The organism is Nonomuraea sp. B10E15 (assembly GCF_039871615.1).
Lineage (GTDB): Bacteria > Actinomycetota > Actinomycetes > Streptosporangiales > Streptosporangiaceae > Nonomuraea.
Window position 1 is genome coordinate 140,852 of sequence record NZ_JBDPMB010000007.1, and the last position, 16,448, is coordinate 157,299.

Below are 16,448 nucleotides of genomic sequence, written 5' to 3' on the forward strand. Positions count from 1 at the left end.
ATTTGTGCTCACAACCCGCTGTCGCCCAGATTCCGGCTACGAGCGCCAGTTGTGTTTGATCAGCAGGTTGCGGGCGTCGTCGGCGACCGCCGCGTCGGCCACGACGTCGTAACGGTCGGCGATGACGGCCTGCTGGGAGACGAACCCGGGGCCCTTGTTGACCAGGTAGGAGACCAGTCCGAAGACGCCGCCGAAGAGTGCGCCGTACGCGATGCCGCCGAGCACGAGCGTCCCCGTCGAGCCCGCCGAGTTGGTGAAGAGCGGCATGAGCAGGCCGATCATGAGGCCGAACCAGAGGCCGGTCGCGGCGCCCGCGGCCGCGGCGCGTCCCGCGGTGGCGCGGCCCATGACGGTTTCGACCAGGCGCAGATCGTGGCCGACGATCGCGGATCGTTCCACGGGGAAACCGTTCGCGGCCAGGAAGCCGACGGCCTTCTTGGCCTGCTCGGCGGTGGTGTAGGTGCCGATCACCGGGCGGTCTTCCGCTGCCGGCAGGATGACCGTCGGTGCCGTCTTGAACATCGTGGTTCCCCTTTCTCCGCGGTGGGCGTGGCGAAACCGCCACGCCCACGGGTCACTTCGTGGGCGCCCTGGCGATCTCGACCCTGCGCGGCCGGGCCGGCTCCCGCGCCGGCACGCGCACGGTGAGCACGCCGTCGTCGTATGCCGCCCGGGCGCCGTCGGCGTCGAAACGGTCGGGCAGGCGGATCTGCCGGGTGCAGGTGCCGGTCGAGTGCCCCTGGACGAACGCGCTCTCGTCCTCGGTGTACGTCTCCTCGCGCCTGGCGTGCACCGCCAGGACGCCGCGGCCGGCCGTGACCTCGATCGAGTCCGGGTCGATGCCGGGAAGGTCGAAGCGGAGCACGATCTCGTCCCGGCGTCGGACGGCGCCCATCGGCATCGCCGCCCACGCGCCTGGCGCGGGCCGGGTCAACCGGCCGAACTGCCGCTCCAGCTCCCGGAGAGCCGAGCCGATCGACGCGAGCCGCATCGTCTGCCACCTCCGTACATGTAGGTCGATTCTTCTATGTGTGGCTTTATAAAACATGTAACTACAGTTGTAGGTTTATGTCAAGCGCGACGAAAAACAATGGGAATCTGTCAGACCCCGGTGATAGGAACAGGACCGGTGCCGCCACCGCGGCCAAGGGGGGAAAGGACCTACCGGTGACCACCAACAGCTCGGAGTTCTCCGTCTCCGGTCCGCGCTACGACCGGCGCGGTCCCGTGCGCTGGCTCTGGTCCCATCTGCGCCGGCATCCACAGCACCTGGCCGGGTTCCTCGGCGGGTCGCTCGTCATGGTGGTGCTCAACGCCGCCGTGCCCCAGTTCACCGGCGACGCCTTCGACGCCGTCCTGGGCGAGCGGGGCGAGCCGGCCTCCGCCCTGTGGTCGATCACGCTGGCGATGCTCGCGCTGGTGACAGCCCGCGGCCTGTCCGACATGGTCGCCAGGATGGGCAGCGAGGTGCTGGCCAAACGGCTGGAACGCGACACCCGCGACGAGCTCTACGTCGCCCTGCTCGGCAAGAGCCAGACCTTCCACAACCGGCAGCGGGTCGGCGACCTCATGGCCAGGGCGGCCAACGACATCCGGCAGTTGTCCATCATGATCAGTCCCGGCGTCGATCTGATCGTCGACTCCTGGCTGACCGGCCTGGTGCCGTTCTTCTTCATCGCCACCATCGACCCCCGGTTGCTGCTCGTGCCCGGCGTCTACGCCTGCGTCTTCGTGTTCGCGCTCCGCCACTACATGCGCAGGCTCAACCCGGTGTCGACCCGCATGCGCGACCAGTTCGGCGAGCTCAACGCCGGGCTCAGCCAGGCCGTGCGCGGCATCGAGGTGATCAAGGTGACCGCGCAGGAGGGGCAGGAGCGGGGGCGGTTCCGCGCCAACGCGCGCCTCTACCGCGACTCCTTCGTACGCAACGGCCTCGTCCAGGCACGCTACCTGCCCACCCTCCTCTACGCCTTCGCGGTGGCCGGCGCCCTGTGGCACGGTCTCCAGCTCCAGGGCGCGGGGGCGATCACGGTCGGCGACCTGGTGGCCTACATGGGCCTGGTCGTCATGCTGGGCTTCCCGACGCAGATCTCGATCTTCACCTTCTCGCTGGTGCAGATCGGCATCGCCTCCTCCCGCCGGATCCTGAGCATCATCAGCGCCGAGGCCGAGCTGGAGCAGCGGGCCGACGGCCGCGCCGCGCCCATCGCGGGAGAGATCCTCTTCGAGGACGTCACGTTCGGCTACGACGAGGGCGACCCGGTGCTGCGCGGCGTGACGTTCAGCGTGCGGCCCGGCGAGACGGTCGCGATCGTCGGCGAGACCGGATCGGGCAAGAGCACGCTCACCAAGCTCGTGCCGCGCATCTACGACGTCACCTCGGGCCGCATCCTGGTCGACGGCACCGACATCCGCGACTGGGACCTCGACTCGCTGCGCTCCCAGATCTCCACCATCGAGCAGGACATCGTGCTCTTCTCCCGCTCCGTGGCCGAGAACATCGCCTTCAGCCTGGGCCAGCGGGCCGATCGCGAGGCCGTGGTGCGGGCGGCGGAAGACGCCCAGGCCGCCGAGTTCATCGGCGAGCTCGACGACGGCTACGACACGGTCATCGGCGAGCGCGGCGTCACGCTGTCCGGCGGCCAGCGCCAGCGCCTGGCCATCGCGCGGGCCCTGCTGACCGACCCGGCGATCCTCGTGCTCGACGACTCGACGAGCGCCATCGACTCCGCCACGGAAGACAAGATCCAGCAGGCGATCGGCCGCGTCCTCGACGGGCGCACGACGCTGCTGATCACCCACCGGCTCTCCCAGATCCGCTGGGCCGACAAGGTCCTGCTGCTCAGGCGGGGCGAGCTGGTCGGCTGCGGCACCCACGACGAGCTCATCCAGCGCAGCCGCCTCTACCGCCGGATCTTCGCCCACTACGACGAGGTCGACGTGGCCCCGCAGGGCGACACGCCGGAAAAGGGAGGACACCCGGCGACCGAGCCGGAGGGAGCCAGAGGCTCGGCGATCGAGCTGGAGGAGGTCAGGGGCTCGGCGATCGGGCCCGACGAGGCGGGAGGCCTGGCGGTCGCCCCGGACGGGCTGGATCCCGCACGTGAGGCGCCCGTCCTGGAGAGCGAGCAGGGGAGGGCCCGCTGATGGGCTTCGTCATGGACGGCCTCGACGCCGAAGACTACGACCGCACCTACAACGACCGCGACCTGCTCCGCCGGATCCTGTCCTACTTCAGGCCCAAGATGGTCGCGATGTTCGTGGTGGCCGCGATGATCGTGCTGGGCTCGGTCAGCCAGGCGGCCATCCCGCTGCTGGCCAGCCTGGCCGTCGACGCGCTCGCCGACGGCACGATCGCCGAAGTGGGCTTGCAGCTGGTCGCCGGCACCCTGCTGGCCGGGGTGCTCGGGTGGGGGTTCAACTTCGTCCGGCAGTGGCAGAGCGCGCGGGTCACCGGCGACGTCGTCCTGCGGCTGCGCGAAGACGCGTTCGACGCCGTGCTGGAGCGCGACCTGTCGTTCTACGACGAGACGCCGTCCGGCCGGATCGTCAGCCGGGTGACGTCCGACACCGACGACTTCGCCACGGTCTCCACCCTGACGATGGATCTCATCAGCCAGGTGCTGATGGTCGGTTTCGTGACGGTCCTGCTGTTCCTGCGCAGCGTCGAGCTCGCCCTGCTGACGATGCTGGTCGTGCCGATCGTGGTGGGCCTCGCGCTGGTCTTCCGCCGCCTCGCGCGGGCCAGCACGCGTCACGCGCAACGCTCGCTGAGCCGGGTCAACGCCAACCTGCAGGAGACCATGGGCGGCATCGCGGTGGCGAAGAACTTCCGCCAGGAGCAGCAGGTCTACGACGAGTTCCGGCCCATCAACCGCCAGAGCTACCGCGTGACGCTGCGGCAGGGGTTCGTCTTCTCCGCCATCTTTCCCGTGCTCTTCCTGGTGGCCGGGCTCGCCACGGTCGCCCTCGTCCAACTGGGCGGCACAGCGGTGCTCGGCGGCGGCCTGAGCGCCGGCGACTGGTATCTCTTCCTGCAGGGGGTCGCGCTCTTCTGGTTCCCGCTGACGTCCATCGCCGCGTTCTGGTCCCAGTTCCAGCAGGGGCTGTCCGCGTCCGAGCGGGTCTTCGCCCTGATCGACGCCGAGCCGAGAGTGGTGCAGACCGGCGCGCAGGATCCCGGCAGGATCGCCGGGCGCATCGAGTTCCGCGACCTCACGTTCGGCTACGACCCGGGCAATCCCGTGCTCCGCGACTTCAACCTGCTCATCGAGGCGGGCGAGACCGTCGCGCTGGTCGGTCACACGGGCGCGGGCAAGTCGACGCTGAGCAAGCTGATCACCCGCTTCTACGAGTTCCAGGAGGGCAGCCTGCTGATCGACGGCCACGACATCCGCGGCCTCGACCTGCCCGCCTACCGCCGGCAGATCGGCGCGGTCCCGCAGGCGCCGTTCCTGTTCAGCGGCACGGTCGCCGACAACATCCGCTATCCGCGGCCGGAGGCGAGCGACGCCGACGTGCTCGCGGCCGCGTCGGCGGTCGGCGGCGGCGACTGGGTCGAGGCGCTCCCGCACGGCCTGCAGACCGACGTGGGCGAGCACGGCCGCGCCCTGTCCATGGGCCAGCGCCAGCTCGTCGCGCTGGCCCGCCTGCTCATCCAGGATCCCGCGATCGTGGTGCTCGACGAGGCCACGGCCAGCGTCGACCCGATGACCGAGGCCCAGATCCAGGAGGGCCTCGACGTCGTGCTGGCCGGCCGCACCTCGATCGTCATCGCCCACCGGCTCTCCACGATCGAACACGTCGACCGCATCATCGTGCTCGACCACGGCCAGATCGTCGAGGAGGGCGACCACTCCACGCTGCTGGCCCGCGGCGGCCGCTACTGCCAGGTCTACAACACCTACTTCCGCCACCAGTCGCCCAACTACCGAGCCGGCTCCGGCTTCGTCCCCGTCGGCTCACCATGACGACCGTCCGGTGCCGCAAGGGCGGGAGGGCGTCCGGGACAGTGCGGCCTTCGGAGACGAGCGGATCCCGGGGGCGTCCGGGATGGTGCGGGTTTCAGAGCACGAGCCGCTCCGGGGTCCGGCTCTGCCACTCCACCACGAGGACGGTGGCGTCGTCCTGGAGCCTGCCGCGCTGGTGCTTCAGGATGGCCTGGATCAGCCGCCGCAACGTCTCGGGAACGGTCAGCCCGTCGGCCTCGTGGCGGATGAGGAAGTCGATGAACCGCTCCAGCCCGAACAGCTCCCTGTCCGGGCTCTGCGCCTCGATGATCCCGTCGGTGTAGAAGATCAGGCGATCGCCCGGCTGCAGCTGATAGTCGAGCAGCCCGGTGCGCGGGCCCAGCCGGAAGCCCATCGGCGGGTCGGGTTCGGCGGCCAGCGTGGTCACCCACCGGCCGCCGCGTAGCACCAGCGGCGGGTGGTGGCCCCGGTTCACCCAGCTCAGCTGGCCGGTGCGCAGATCGAGGTCGGCCATGATGCCGGTGGCGAACCGCCCGGTGAACTGCTCCGCGATCGCCTCGTCGATCTCCTCGCCGGCGGTGGGGAGGTCGGCCCCCTGGATCCGGGCGTTACGGCAGGCGCCCATGGCGATGGTGGCGGTGAGCCCGGCCGACGTGTCGTGGCCCATGGCGTCGAAGATCGAGACGTGCAGGGTGTCGCCGTCGATGGCGTAGTCGTAGGCGTCGCCGCCCACCTCGTACGCCGGCTCCAGCGCGGCGCTGACCACCACGCGCTCGTTGGCGAAGGTGCCCGGCGGCAGCAGGTTGAACAGCACCTCGGCCGACAGCGTCATCGGCTGGACGCGGACCAGTCGCGCGTAGGAGTCGCTGTGGCTGCGCTTGGCCGCCAGGATGAGCGAGAGGAGCGAGGCCAGATGTATGACCCGCCGCTCGGCGAGCTCTCCGAGGTCGGGCAGGCTCGCCTGGAGCACGCCGAGGCGTTCGGTGCCGTCCAGGATCGGCACCCACACCCGCGGCTCCTCCTCGGGCCTGGGCGTGGTGTCCGGCCCGCGCCGGCTGCGTACGATCTCCACATTCCGGAAGGCCCGTCCGGCGAGCGTCGTGTCGATCAGGATCGGAGCGAGCACTTCGCCGTTGTCGCCGTGCTGGCCGGGAAGGGGCACGAGGCGCTGCTGCTGCAGATCGGTCACGTAGATCAGGGTCCGGGTGAGTCCGGCCACCCGCGCGTGCTCGGCCACCACGCGGGGGACCTGCTCCAGCGCGATGAGGTGGGCCGCCTCCAGCAGGCCTCCCAGCATCAGTTCGCCGTCACTCCGCATGCGCAGGACTCTCCTCGCGACCCTCCTGTTACGTCTGCGTCCTACCCAGGGGTTGCTCGCCTCATGGGTGATTTCTCCCAGAACTGAGCCGGGGCCCGCACCAGTCTGGTGCGGGCCCCGGCTCTGCGAGCTTGATGCCGTGTCAGGCGGGAACGATGTTCTCCGCCTGCGGGCCCTTCTGGCCCTGGACGACGTCGAAGGCCACCTTCTGGCCCTCGGTCAGCTCACGGTAGCCACCGTTGGAGACGATGTTGGAGTAGTGGGCGAAGACGTCGGCGCCGCCGCCGTCCTGCGCGATGAAGCCGAAGCCCTTTTCGGAGTTGAACCACTTCACGGTTCCGGTCGCCATGTCTATCTCCTTTAGATAGGAGGCGGAGACGAGATCCGCACTTTACGGACCCCGCGTCGCTGGAATGAGCCCATCCGGAGATGACCGGAAACAAAAAACGCACCCGAAGATCAAGATCGTCAGGTGCGCACAAGTCTTATGGGTAACACATCTGCAACTGTTTCCACGCTATCACACATCGCCTGCGCATGCGCTTCATGAATGCACGGCACGGATCTCCGTCACGACGAACTCGTCCACGATGTGCTGGTTCTGCACCAGGAACCCGACCACGCCCGCCACCGCCTCCGCGCCCAGCGCCGCTCTGGCCTGCCCGCTCAGCAGGTAGACCAGCGGCGTCGACGGCTGGTCGATCGCGAACTGGCGGTCATGGCGGTGCACGTCGTGCAGCGCCCTGATCGGGATGGGCCGCACCGAGGTGAACCACACCGCGACATCCCACAGCGGCAACGCCGGGTCGGCCTCGCCCGCGGCGTGGTAGCAGGGGACGCAGCCGTTCCCGGCATGTTGCCCGTGCGGGCACGTCCACTGGGCGATGTCGGCCAGGCTCTGGTCGTGCCCGCTCAGGATCGCCGCCTCGGTCACCCGGCGGCGCGGGGATCGTTCGTCATGCGGGCGGGAGTGGTCGCTGCTGATGATCGGTCCCTCCGCTCCCGGGTTGGCTTCCGACCCTATCCGCAGGCGACGGCTCTGCGGCCCCGGGCCTGTCCATGTCGCGCTCGCCTGGCCGTGCCCGGCCCCAGGCAGGAGAGGCGGGCCGGCCGGATGCTGACACCGCGTCACGTCGGCGCCGGCCGGGGGGTCAGCTGCTCCACACCTCTGCGTCGGCCAGGAAGGCGGTCGCGGAGTCGGCCGCCACCGCCGTGCCGCCGATCGTCATGCTGCCGCTGTCGCACGGCATGAAGACGTTCGTGAGCAGGTGCGGCACGCCTCCCAGGTCGAACTCCGGCACGCGGACGGCCCGCCGCTCGCGCGGCGGGCCGGGGATCTCGACCGTCACGTCGTCCGCCGTGGCCCGCAGCCCCTTGTCCAGGTCGAGTTCGAGGTGGACGGGCGCCCGCGTGAAAGCGGGCTCGGGCCACGGCAGGCCACGCACCTCGGGGAAGTGCCGGGTGAAGCCGGCGGCCAGCCACTCACCCAGCTCCCGCTCCTCCGCGACGACCCTGGTCGTGCCGCCGTGCCACATCACGAGGGCGTGTCCTTTGCCGCGCTCGGACCAGTCGACCCGCCACATGGAGGCGAAGGCGACCCGCTCGCCGGCGACGAACAGGGTGAGACCGGGATTGGCACCAATCAATCGGACAGGCACCCGGTCACCCTAACCCGTCACCGGTAGGCCAGGCGGCGCAGCAGGATCTCCGCCGGGCCGCGGTGCCCGGCGCGGCGCATGAGGTCGGCGACGAGGATCGACAGCAGCCAGGTCGCCGTGGCCACTCCCGTGGCGCCGGCGAGGTCGAGGTCGTCCTGCAGGCCGAGCCCGTACGGGAAGAAGAGCGCGACGAACACGACGGACTGGAAGAGGTACAGGCTCATGGAGCGCTGGCCCAGCGCCTGGAGGGCGGTGGCCAGGGCGTTCGGCCGCCGGATGACCGGGATCGCGGCCAGCCCCATGATCGCGGCCAGGCCGATGCCGCCGAAATGCCCGCTGAGCGGCTGGACGAGCGACGCGACCAGCACCGCCGGGCTCGACGGCTCGGCCCACCAGCCGGCCTGCATGAGCCCTGCGGGAACGGAGCCGAGCAGCGACACCGCCGTGGTGACCACCGAGACGCGGATCAGCAGCGTACGGTGCCGGACGGGCTCCTCCAGCAGCCGCCGCCGCGCGGCCCAGATCCCGACGAGCACCCCCGGGATCACCATGATGACGCCGATGACCAGACCGAACGGCCAGCCCACGAGCCGGCCCGCCAGCATCTCGACCGGGCCGAGCGCGCCGGGGGCGATGCTGCCGGCCTCGTACGCCGAGATGCCCTCCGACAGCGGATACCACATGGCGAGCCCGACGAGCAGCGCCGACGGCACCAGGGTGATGCCCGACACCCACAGCAGCGTCGCGTCCTTGGCCCTCAGCAGGCCGACGCAGAGCAGGGCGGCGATGCCGTACGGAGCGAGGATGTCGAGCGGGATGAGCACCAGGACGTGCACGAATCCGATCGCGAGCAACCACCAGCCCCGGCGGCGCAGCAGCTTGCGCACGCTCACCCAGTCGTTGCCGCGCTCCAGCTGCCGGTTCAGCAACTGCACCAGCGAGTAGCCGAACAGGAACGCGAACATCGGCCGTGCGTGGTTGTTGACCAGGAGCTGGTGCAGGAAGGCGAGGACGTCGTTGAGCAGCGACGGGCCGCGGTCGGCGGGCTGCACGTAGAGCGGCGCGTGCGCGTACGCGATGGCCAGCAACATGATGCCGCGGGCGAGGTCCGGGGCGGGCGCCCGGGCGGGAGGGGCGACCGGCCCCTTCGGTGAGGTCGAGGACTGGAGTGACATGTTCACGGCTGAAACCCCCTTGGTTACTGGCTTCGACGCTAATGAGCCAGGTCGGGGGCAGGAATGGGGATGAGGGCACGGCGGGGGTGTACTTAGGTGCACGGTTGACGGTGAGGGCCGGCTCAGGACCCGCTGACGCTGAGGCTGATGAACCATTCCCCGGGCATGCGCACTGGGCCGGACCGCGGCACGACGGCCAGGTAGATCCCGGCCGTCTTGAGCACGGCCTTGCGGGTGTAGCTGCGGCCGTGGCTCAGGGCGGCGGGCACGCGGTTGGTGAACTTCATGGTGGCGGTGGCGCCGGGGCGCGCGACCATGGTGTTCTGCTGCTGGATGCCGTACCAGACGAGAGCGCCGCCGTTGGTCGTCCGCAGCGCGTAGATGTCGGTGGCCGGACGTGAGCGGACGGTGATGTTCCACTCGTCGCCCAGGTGTTCGCGTTCGTCGAGCCTGACGTCGGCGTCCAGGCGGGCGGCGGATTTCGCGGTGAAGAGCCGCCGGGCGTCGCGGTCCTGGCCGAACGTGGCCTGCAGGCGGGCGTGGGCCCGGGCGATCTCGCGAGGCGAGGCGATGAGGCCGTCGCCGTCGTCCGGTGCGACCGCGGTGGCCAGGCCCTTGTCGTCGCGGGCGACGGCGGGTGGCCGGGACTTGGCGGAGGTGATGGACATGACGGTCATGCGCCAGCCGTCCTGCGTCTTCTTGAAGATCGCCTGTGACCAGGAGGTGCCGCCCTTGCGGCGGAACTCGGCCATGAACCACGGCGCGCCCGCGACCTTCCCAGGGATGGCGAACCGCGGTTTGACGATGGCCCGCCTCGGGGTGGTGACACGCTCGCCGATCATCTCGCGCGCCCGGCTCTCGGCCTTGCTCATGGTCGCGGCGAGCCCGGTTTCCGCCGCCGTCCAGTCCGTCCCGCCCTGTCGCTGGGCCTCCGTCTCCGCCGCCTCCCACTGTTCGAGTACGGCTTCGGCCTCCGCCACGGACACGACGCCCTGCGGCTGCGACGACGACGGCGACGCCTGGGACGGCGCCGCCGAGGGCGGGCGGCCGAACGAGGAGGCGGCCTGTCCGGTGGGGGCGGTGCAGGCGGTGGCGGGCAGGGCGAGCACGAGGAGCACGATGGGCAACGAGCGGATGGTCATGCTGGTCTCCGGAAGGTCGAGTGCCCCGGAGTACGGGGTCGCCGCCCGCGCGGATCGACGCCATAACGAACGGGTTGCCGTCGCGAGCCCGTGCGCCCGAGGCCGTGTGCTCCCGAGGCGGGCAGGTCTTCCTCATCCGCGGGCGGTACGCCAGCATTGACCCATGACCAAGCTCACTGGACAGCAGATCGCCGGCGAGGCGCTGGACGGGTGGGTTCTCCTGCTCGGTGGCCTGCACACCCGCATCAGGACGGGGAACTTCGCGACCGGGCTCTCCGTCGTCGACGCCATCGGCGCGGCGGCCGAGGAGATGGACCACCATCCCGATCTCGATCTGCGCTACACCCACGTCGACGTCCGGCTCACCAGCCATGACGAGCGCGGGGTCACCGAGCGCGACGTCCGGCTGGCTCGTACGATCTCCAGGATCGCCGCCGAAACCGGCGTGGAGCTGGAGAGCGGGAGCGTCTCCCGCATGGAGCTCGCCCTCGACACCCCGTCCCACAAGGGGGTTCTGCCGTTCTGGGCCGCCGTGCTGGACATGAAGGACCAGGCGGAGGCCGGGGTCGGCGACGAGGTGCGCGACCCGCACGACGCGCTGCCCGCGATCTGGTTCCAGAGGTCCGGCAGCGAGGAGCCGCGCCAGCGCTGGCACCTCGACGTGTGGGTGGACCCCGAGCAGGTGCGGCCGCGCATCGACGCCGCGCTCGCCGCCGGCGGCACGCTCGTGGACGACGAGGGGGCGCCGAGCTTCTGGGTGCTGGCCGACCCGGAGGGCAACCGAATCTGCCTGTGCACCTGGCAGGAGCGCGACTGACCGCGTTTCGCCGGATAGGGGTGGGGGCCGTGGGGTAGCGGTGACCTCATGACAGAACGTGTGCCCGACCCCGCCCACCGCCGCCCGGCGGGACTGGACGATGTCACCGTCGAGGCGCTGGGCGGCTTCAGCGAGGCCCTGGAGATGATCCACCGGGCCAGGGGCCATCTGTACGCGATGCACCAGCTCACCGGCAGCGCCGACTTCGCGCTGGACCGGGTGGTGGAGCAGCTGCGCCAGGGCGGGCACGACGCGTGGGCCGATCGGATCGAGCGCGAGCTGATCGGCCGTAACGTCCTCGACGGCCGGTGGACGTTCCAGCTCGTGGAGGAGTACGACGACGGCTACTACCGCGAGTTCCAGGACCTCGAACGGGAGATCCGCGAGGATCTGGCCGGCGGGCGCCGCCACCTGTACGAGGCGGAGCTGAAGCAGCGCCGCCGCACCCCTGGCCGGCCGGGCCACGAAACGGCGCCCTGATCCCCCGAGCGAGCTACCCCCGGTTGTCCACTCCAGCGTGATGATCTCGACCGGTACGCCGCCGTAGCGTCCTTGGTGTGGCCGCGGCGTGGGGCCGCGAGGCCATGAGGGTGGAGGTCGTTTCGATGGAGCTGGGCGTGCAGGTGCTTCCCGTGGCGGAGGCCAGGTGGTGGTCGCGGCCGATGGCCCGGCTCCTGATCATGGTGGTGCTGCTCGCCGGCGTCACCGCCGTCGTCGACAAGATCGCCGCCGGGATGGCCACGGGGCCCGTCGGCGGCCTGGTGGCCGGCGGTCTCGGCGCGGGGTTCGCGATGTGGGCGTACGCGATGGGGGTGCGGGCCACCGAGCGGCGGCACGTGCTGGAGCTGCTGCCGGGCCGCGAGGAGGCCGCGTCGTTGGTGGGGCGGTGGACGCTCGCCGGCCTGGCGCTGTTCACGGTCACGATCGGCGTCATCGCCGTGGTCGGCGGCTACCGCGTCGCCGGGTGGGGGTCGCCCGGGGGCGCCGTGACCGTGTTCGGGACGATGTGCGCGGTCGCGGTCGTCGAGGAGCTGCTCTTCCGCGGCGTGCTGTTCCGCATCGTCGAGGAGATGGCCGGGACGTGGGGCGCGCTGCTGGTCTCCGGCGGGTTGTTCGGAGCGCTGCACCTGGCCAACCCGGGCGCCACCGGCTGGGGGGCGCTGGCCATCGCGGTCGAGGCCGGGCTGATGCTCGGCGCCGCGTACGCCGCCACGCGCAGCCTGTGGGTCCCCATCGGACTGCACCTCGGCTGGAACGCCGCCGAAGCCGGCATCTTCGGGGTCACCGTCTCCGGCTCGGGAGCGGAGTCGCACGGGCTGCTCGAAGCGACGATGTCCGGGCCGGCGGCGCTGACCGGCGGCGCGTTCGGGCCTGAGGCGAGCGTCGTCGCGATCCTGGTGTGCGGCGTGCCGACGGTGCTGTTCCTGCGGATGGCCCACCGCCGCGGCCACCTGATCCCCCGGCCCTGACGCCTGGCTCTGTGGTAGTAAAGAGGCCGATTGCGAGCAATGTGACAGCAGGGGGAAATGTGACCATGCTCAGCCGGCGGCGGCTCCTTCAGGCGGGTGCGGGCGCCGTGCCGGCGATCGCGCTCGGGGCGGCTCCCGCGTGGGCCGGGTCGGCCGAGCCGCCGACCACCGGGGTCGTGCCGGCGTCGATGGCCGGGTTCGACAAGGCGCTGAAGGCGTACATCAAGGAGCGGGACATCTCCTGCGCGCAGCTCGCGGTCGCCAGGAAGGGCAAGATCCTGCTCGCCCGCGGCTACGGCTCCTACACCAGGCCGGACGGCTCGACGGCGAAGGTGCAGCCGACGTCCCTCTTCCGGATCGCGAGCCTCAGCAAGAGCCTGACCGCCGCCGCGATCGTCCGGCTGGCGCAGGACGGCAAGCTGAGCCTGGGCGACAAGGTCGCCGACCTGCTGGACCTGCCGACCGAGGCCGACCCCCGGCTGGCGAAGGTCACCCTCCGGCGGCTGCTCCAGCACACCGGCGGCTGGGACAGGGGCGTGACGACCGACCCGCTGTGGAACGACACCACGATCGCGGCGTCGCTGGACGTGCCGCTGCCGATCGACCACGCCGACATCACGAAGTACACCACCGCGAAGAAGCTCGACTTCGCCCCAGGCTCGAAGTACGTCTACAGCAACTACGGCTACATGCTGGCCGGCCGGGTCATCGCGCGGGTCTCGGGCCTGCCCTACGAGACGTACGTGCGGCAGAAGCTGCTCGCCCCCGTCGAGATCGAGCGGATGCGGCTCGGCCGCAGCCTCCGCTCCGAGGCGTTCTCCACCGAGGTGCCGTACGAGTCGAAGTACTCCAGGAAGAGCGTCGTGGACCCGTCGGGCAAGACCGTGCCCTACCCCTACGGCGGTTTCAGCATGCCCAACCAGGACGCCAACGGCGGCTGGCTGGCCTCGGCCGTCGACCTGGTCAAGTGGGGTTTCGTCTTCGACGGCGCGGGGCCCGTGCTCAACTCCACCTCGATCTCGCGCGTCTTCGCCAGGCCCGAGCTCGGCGAGAACCCCGGCGGCGACTGGTACGGCCTCGGCTGGCGCGTGCGCGAGAACAACGCCGGAGGGTTGAACACCTGGCACAACGGCAGCATGCCCGGCACGTTCAGCTTCTTCGCGCGCGTGCAACGCGGCGTCAGCTACTGCGTGATCTTCAACCGCAGGGAGGAGGAGGGCAGCCCGGACTTCGACGGGATCGACCCCATCCTCGGCAAGGCGATCGGCACCGTGAAGACCTGGCCAACCACGGACCTCACCCCGAAGTACTTCTGACGCGGCTCGGGCTGTTCGCCGGCTGCTCGGCGTCACCGAACGGCGCCTGATAGGCCCACTGCCAGGCCGTTTCGAGCGGTCCGCGCCGGAACCGGCGCAGCCACGACGAGGACAGCACCATGATGAGCAGGCAGATCGCCGCCCACGCGACCGGCACCCACCAGGGCCGGTACGCGTCGAGCCGGCTCGCCAGCCCGAGGCCCCAGCCGTAGCAGAGCGCGCCGGCCAGCAGGTTCTGGAACACGTAGCCGGACAGCGCCGTCCGCCCGACGTTCGTGAGCCCCCGCCGTACCACGCCGGGGGCGCCGCGCAGCCCGAGCACGATGGTGGTGATCAGCCCGAGCAGGCCGAGCGAGACCAGGGGAGCCAGCAGGTAGCGGTCGGCCACGAACCAGCCGGGGCCGGCGAAGGAGGTGGCCAGGTTCAGCGGCACGCCCGCGCCGAGCCCGACCGCGATCAGCCTCCTGCGCAGCCGGGCGCCGCGGTCCTCGAACAGCCCGGCGCGGAGGAGGCGGGCGCCGAGAAGGAAGAGGACGACGCCCATGGGCACGATGAAGATCAGCTCGATGCGGAAGATCGCGGCGTACTCCAGGCGCAGGCCGACCTGGTCGAGCCAGCTTCCCTCGGTGTAGACGGGGCTCGTGCCGCCGCCCGTGGCCGGCGCCTGCAGGGCCACCGTGGCCAGGACGGCCAGGGCGGCGTGCAGCGTCCCCATGCCGATCATCCAGCCGGTGATCGCGCGTTCGCTCCTGCCCACCAGGTACGCGACGATCACGGCGGTGACGGCGTAGCCCATCAGCACGTCGAACTCGAAGATCAGGATGTAGTGCAGCGTGCCCTCGGCCAGCAGGAGCGCCGAGCGCCACAGATACCGTCCAGGCCAGGCCAGGCCCTTGCGCACGGCGCTGCGGTACTGCAGCTCCAGGCCGATGCCGAAGAGCAGGGTCAGCAGCCCGAGGAACTTGCCGTTGGACAGGAAGCGCACGAAGGTCTCCACCGCGCTGCCGCCGCCGCCCAGCTGCAGCATGTCCAGGGGGCCGCCCGGAGCGGTGAAGATCCAGATGTTGGTGCCGAGCGTGCCCATGATCGCCACGCCGCGCAGCACGTCCAGCGCGTCTATGCGTCCTTTCACACCTTCCAGCCTGCTGCCGCCGCAACCCGCCGCCATCGTCCCGCCTGACGAAAACGGCCGTACATCGATGGATGTACGGCCTTGCGTCTTCGGTCGGTGGCTCACGGGCTGAGCCGCCGCCTGATGGGTAGGGGGCGCGTGATGTTCCGTCAATCCTGCTGAAGGAGGCGACAATGGACACATCAGGGGTCGCGAAGACCGTCCAGGACGTGATGCACCAGGGAGCGGAGTGCGTCGGCGAGCACGAAAGCCTGCGCACCGCCGCGCGCATGATGCGCGACCTGTCGGTCGGGGCGCTGCCGATCTGCGGCGACGACGACCGGCTCAAGGGGATCATCACCGACCGCGACATCGTGGTCAAGTGCTGCGCCGAGGGCAAGGACCTCGACTCCACCATGGCGGGGGAGCTGGCCCAGGGCCTGGTGTGGGTGGAGGCCCACAACAGCGTCGAGGAAGCGCTGCAGAAGATGGAGCAGCACCAGATCAAGCGGCTGCCCGTCATCCGCGAGCGCCGGATCATCGGCATGATCACCGAGGCTGACCTGGCCAAGGAGCTGCCCGACAGCAAGCTGGCCGAGTTCGTGCACCGCATCTACGCGCATTCCTGACCGGGAAGCACGATCAGGCACGGTGAAGCCCCGCGGAGCGTCGCTCCACGGGGCTTCGCCGTCGGGCCGAAAGTCCGGGTCAGGCGGCCAGCTTGACGTCCGAAGCCGTCCGCTCGCGGGGCGGGACGAGCCGCGCTCCCAGTGCCCTGGCCGCGATCACCATGGCCGCGGTGACCAGCACGATGTCCTTGAGGATGTACTGGGCCTCCAGGGTGGGCGGGCCGCCGGGGAACATGTCGGTGAAGAACAGCACCAGCGGCGACATGAACCCCACGAGCGCCCCGGCCATCACGAGCAGACCGGCCTTCAGGAACCTCCCGGTGATCAGGGTCAGCCCGATGAAGCACTCGGTGGCGGCGACGACGGCGAGCGCGACGCCGCCCGACACCACGCCGAACGTCAGCTGTTCCAGCGTGCCCACCGCGAGCTCTTCCGCGGGGCTGACACCAGGAAAGAACTTCAGGAACCCGAACCCCAGGAAGACCAGGCCGACGCTGATCCGCAGGGCGTCGATGCTGTGGCGGGCGAGCCACCCGGTCGTCGTGGCGAGCATCTTCGTGTACGTGGCGGTCATCTGCTTGCTTCTCTCTTCCGTCGTCTCCTGCTGACACGACCAAGCGTCGCCGGATCCGCCGTCCGAGGAATCCGCCGGCGAGCGGCGACCCGGCTACGCCGTCCCGCGTACGCCGGCGCCGGCCCCACTTCGCCTCACGGGGTAGCCGGGGGCGGCGTCGTACCAAGCGCGGACCCCCATGCTGTGTGGCGCCCATCCGTGGGGCGTCGACAGGCGCGGTGGCAAGCAGGCGTGGGTGTGGTTCGAGGCGTACGAGAACCGCATCTCCT

17 protein-coding genes are annotated in these 16,448 nt (G+C 70.6%); 7 read left to right on the forward strand and 10 right to left on the reverse strand.

Going from position 1 to position 16,448, the window contains the following annotated elements; all coding sequences use genetic code 11:
- Nucleotides 1-36: 36 nt before the first annotated feature.
- Both ABGB14_RS21945 and ABGB14_RS21950 read right to left on the reverse strand, forming a co-directional pair.
- A complete protein-coding gene (locus ABGB14_RS21945; protein WP_347645671.1) occupies nt 37-522 on the reverse strand; it encodes a general stress protein in 486 nt (161 codons plus the stop codon).
- 52 nt (nt 523-574) lie between these two features.
- Nucleotides 575-991, reverse strand: coding sequence for an Hsp20/alpha crystallin family protein (locus tag ABGB14_RS21950; RefSeq protein ID WP_347645672.1), 417 nt, complete (start codon nt 989-991; stop codon nt 575-577).
- Nucleotides 992-1,167: 176 nt separating this feature from the next.
- On the opposite strand from ABGB14_RS21950, the gene ABGB14_RS21955 reads away from it, so the two are divergent.
- A complete protein-coding gene (locus tag ABGB14_RS21955; RefSeq protein ID WP_347645673.1) occupies nt 1,168-3,147 on the forward strand; it encodes an ABC transporter ATP-binding protein in 1,980 nt (659 codons plus the stop codon).
- Nucleotides 3,147-4,970, forward strand: a complete 1,824-nt coding sequence (locus ABGB14_RS21960; RefSeq protein ID WP_347645674.1) for an ABC transporter ATP-binding protein — start codon at nt 3,147-3,149, stop codon at nt 4,968-4,970. The genes ABGB14_RS21955 and ABGB14_RS21960 overlap by 1 nt, the downstream gene beginning before the upstream one ends.
- 94 nt (nt 4,971-5,064) lie before the next feature.
- Here ABGB14_RS21960 and ABGB14_RS21965 read toward each other — a convergent pair whose 3' ends face one another.
- From ABGB14_RS21965 to ABGB14_RS21990, 6 genes are all read right to left on the reverse strand, one after another.
- Nucleotides 5,065-6,288: a PP2C family protein-serine/threonine phosphatase gene (locus ABGB14_RS21965; RefSeq protein ID WP_347645675.1), complete on the reverse strand. Its 1,224-nt coding sequence runs from the start codon at nt 6,286-6,288 to the stop codon at nt 5,065-5,067.
- Between the two features lie 142 nt (nt 6,289-6,430).
- On the reverse strand, nt 6,431-6,637 hold the full coding sequence (locus ABGB14_RS21970; protein ID WP_055509312.1) for a cold-shock protein: 207 nt from the start codon (nt 6,635-6,637) through the stop codon (nt 6,431-6,433).
- A 195-nt stretch (nt 6,638-6,832) separates the two neighbouring features.
- Nucleotides 6,833-7,222 carry a hypothetical protein gene (locus tag ABGB14_RS21975; protein WP_347645676.1) on the reverse strand — a complete coding sequence of 130 codons (390 nt, stop codon included), beginning with the start codon at nt 7,220-7,222 and terminating at the stop codon, nt 6,833-6,835.
- A gap of 217 nt (nt 7,223-7,439) precedes the next feature.
- Nucleotides 7,440-7,946 carry a hypothetical protein gene (locus ABGB14_RS21980; RefSeq protein WP_347645677.1) on the reverse strand — a complete coding sequence of 169 codons (507 nt, stop codon included), beginning with the start codon at nt 7,944-7,946 and terminating at the stop codon, nt 7,440-7,442.
- A 17-nt stretch (nt 7,947-7,963) separates the two neighbouring features.
- On the reverse strand, nt 7,964-9,121 hold the full coding sequence (locus ABGB14_RS21985; protein WP_347645861.1) for a DUF418 domain-containing protein: 1,158 nt from the start codon (nt 9,119-9,121) through the stop codon (nt 7,964-7,966).
- A gap of 122 nt (nt 9,122-9,243) precedes the next feature.
- Complete coding sequence (locus ABGB14_RS21990) at nt 9,244-10,263, reverse strand: hypothetical protein (RefSeq protein WP_347645678.1); 1,020 nt, start codon at nt 10,261-10,263, stop codon at nt 9,244-9,246.
- Between the two features lie 163 nt (nt 10,264-10,426).
- Here ABGB14_RS21990 and ABGB14_RS21995 point away from each other — a divergent pair, with 163 nt between their 5' ends.
- The 4 genes from ABGB14_RS21995 (at nt 10,427) to ABGB14_RS22010 (ending at nt 13,865) form a co-directional block, all read left to right on the forward strand.
- A complete protein-coding gene (locus ABGB14_RS21995; protein ID WP_347645679.1) occupies nt 10,427-11,080 on the forward strand; it encodes a 4a-hydroxytetrahydrobiopterin dehydratase in 654 nt (217 codons plus the stop codon).
- Between the two features lie 48 nt (nt 11,081-11,128).
- Nucleotides 11,129-11,560 carry a hypothetical protein gene (locus ABGB14_RS22000; protein ID WP_347645680.1) on the forward strand — a complete coding sequence of 144 codons (432 nt, stop codon included), beginning with the start codon at nt 11,129-11,131 and terminating at the stop codon, nt 11,558-11,560.
- A gap of 77 nt (nt 11,561-11,637) precedes the next feature.
- Nucleotides 11,638-12,549, forward strand: coding sequence for a CPBP family intramembrane glutamic endopeptidase (locus ABGB14_RS22005; RefSeq protein WP_347645681.1), 912 nt, complete (start codon nt 11,638-11,640; stop codon nt 12,547-12,549).
- A gap of 65 nt (nt 12,550-12,614) precedes the next feature.
- Nucleotides 12,615-13,865 (forward strand): serine hydrolase domain-containing protein, encoded by a 1,251-nt coding sequence (locus tag ABGB14_RS22010; protein ID WP_347645862.1) that lies wholly within the window; start codon nt 12,615-12,617, stop codon nt 13,863-13,865.
- Here ABGB14_RS22010 and ABGB14_RS22015 read toward each other — a convergent pair.
- Nucleotides 13,846-14,997 (reverse strand): DUF418 domain-containing protein, encoded by a 1,152-nt coding sequence (locus tag ABGB14_RS22015; RefSeq protein WP_347645682.1) that lies wholly within the window; start codon nt 14,995-14,997, stop codon nt 13,846-13,848. The genes ABGB14_RS22010 and ABGB14_RS22015 overlap by 20 nt on opposite strands.
- A gap of 173 nt (nt 14,998-15,170) precedes the next feature.
- Between ABGB14_RS22015 and ABGB14_RS22020 the strand changes: the two genes are divergently transcribed.
- A complete protein-coding gene (locus ABGB14_RS22020) occupies nt 15,171-15,605 on the forward strand; it encodes a CBS domain-containing protein (RefSeq protein WP_347645683.1) in 435 nt (144 codons plus the stop codon).
- 79 nt (nt 15,606-15,684) lie between these two features.
- Here the strand turns inward: ABGB14_RS22020 and ABGB14_RS22025 are convergent, their stop codons facing one another.
- The gene (locus ABGB14_RS22025; RefSeq protein ID WP_347645684.1) at nt 15,685-16,179 is read right to left on the reverse strand and encodes a DoxX family protein; all 495 of its coding nucleotides are present in this window, start codon (nt 16,177-16,179) and stop codon (nt 15,685-15,687) included.
- Between the last annotated feature and the right edge of the window lie 269 nt (nt 16,180-16,448).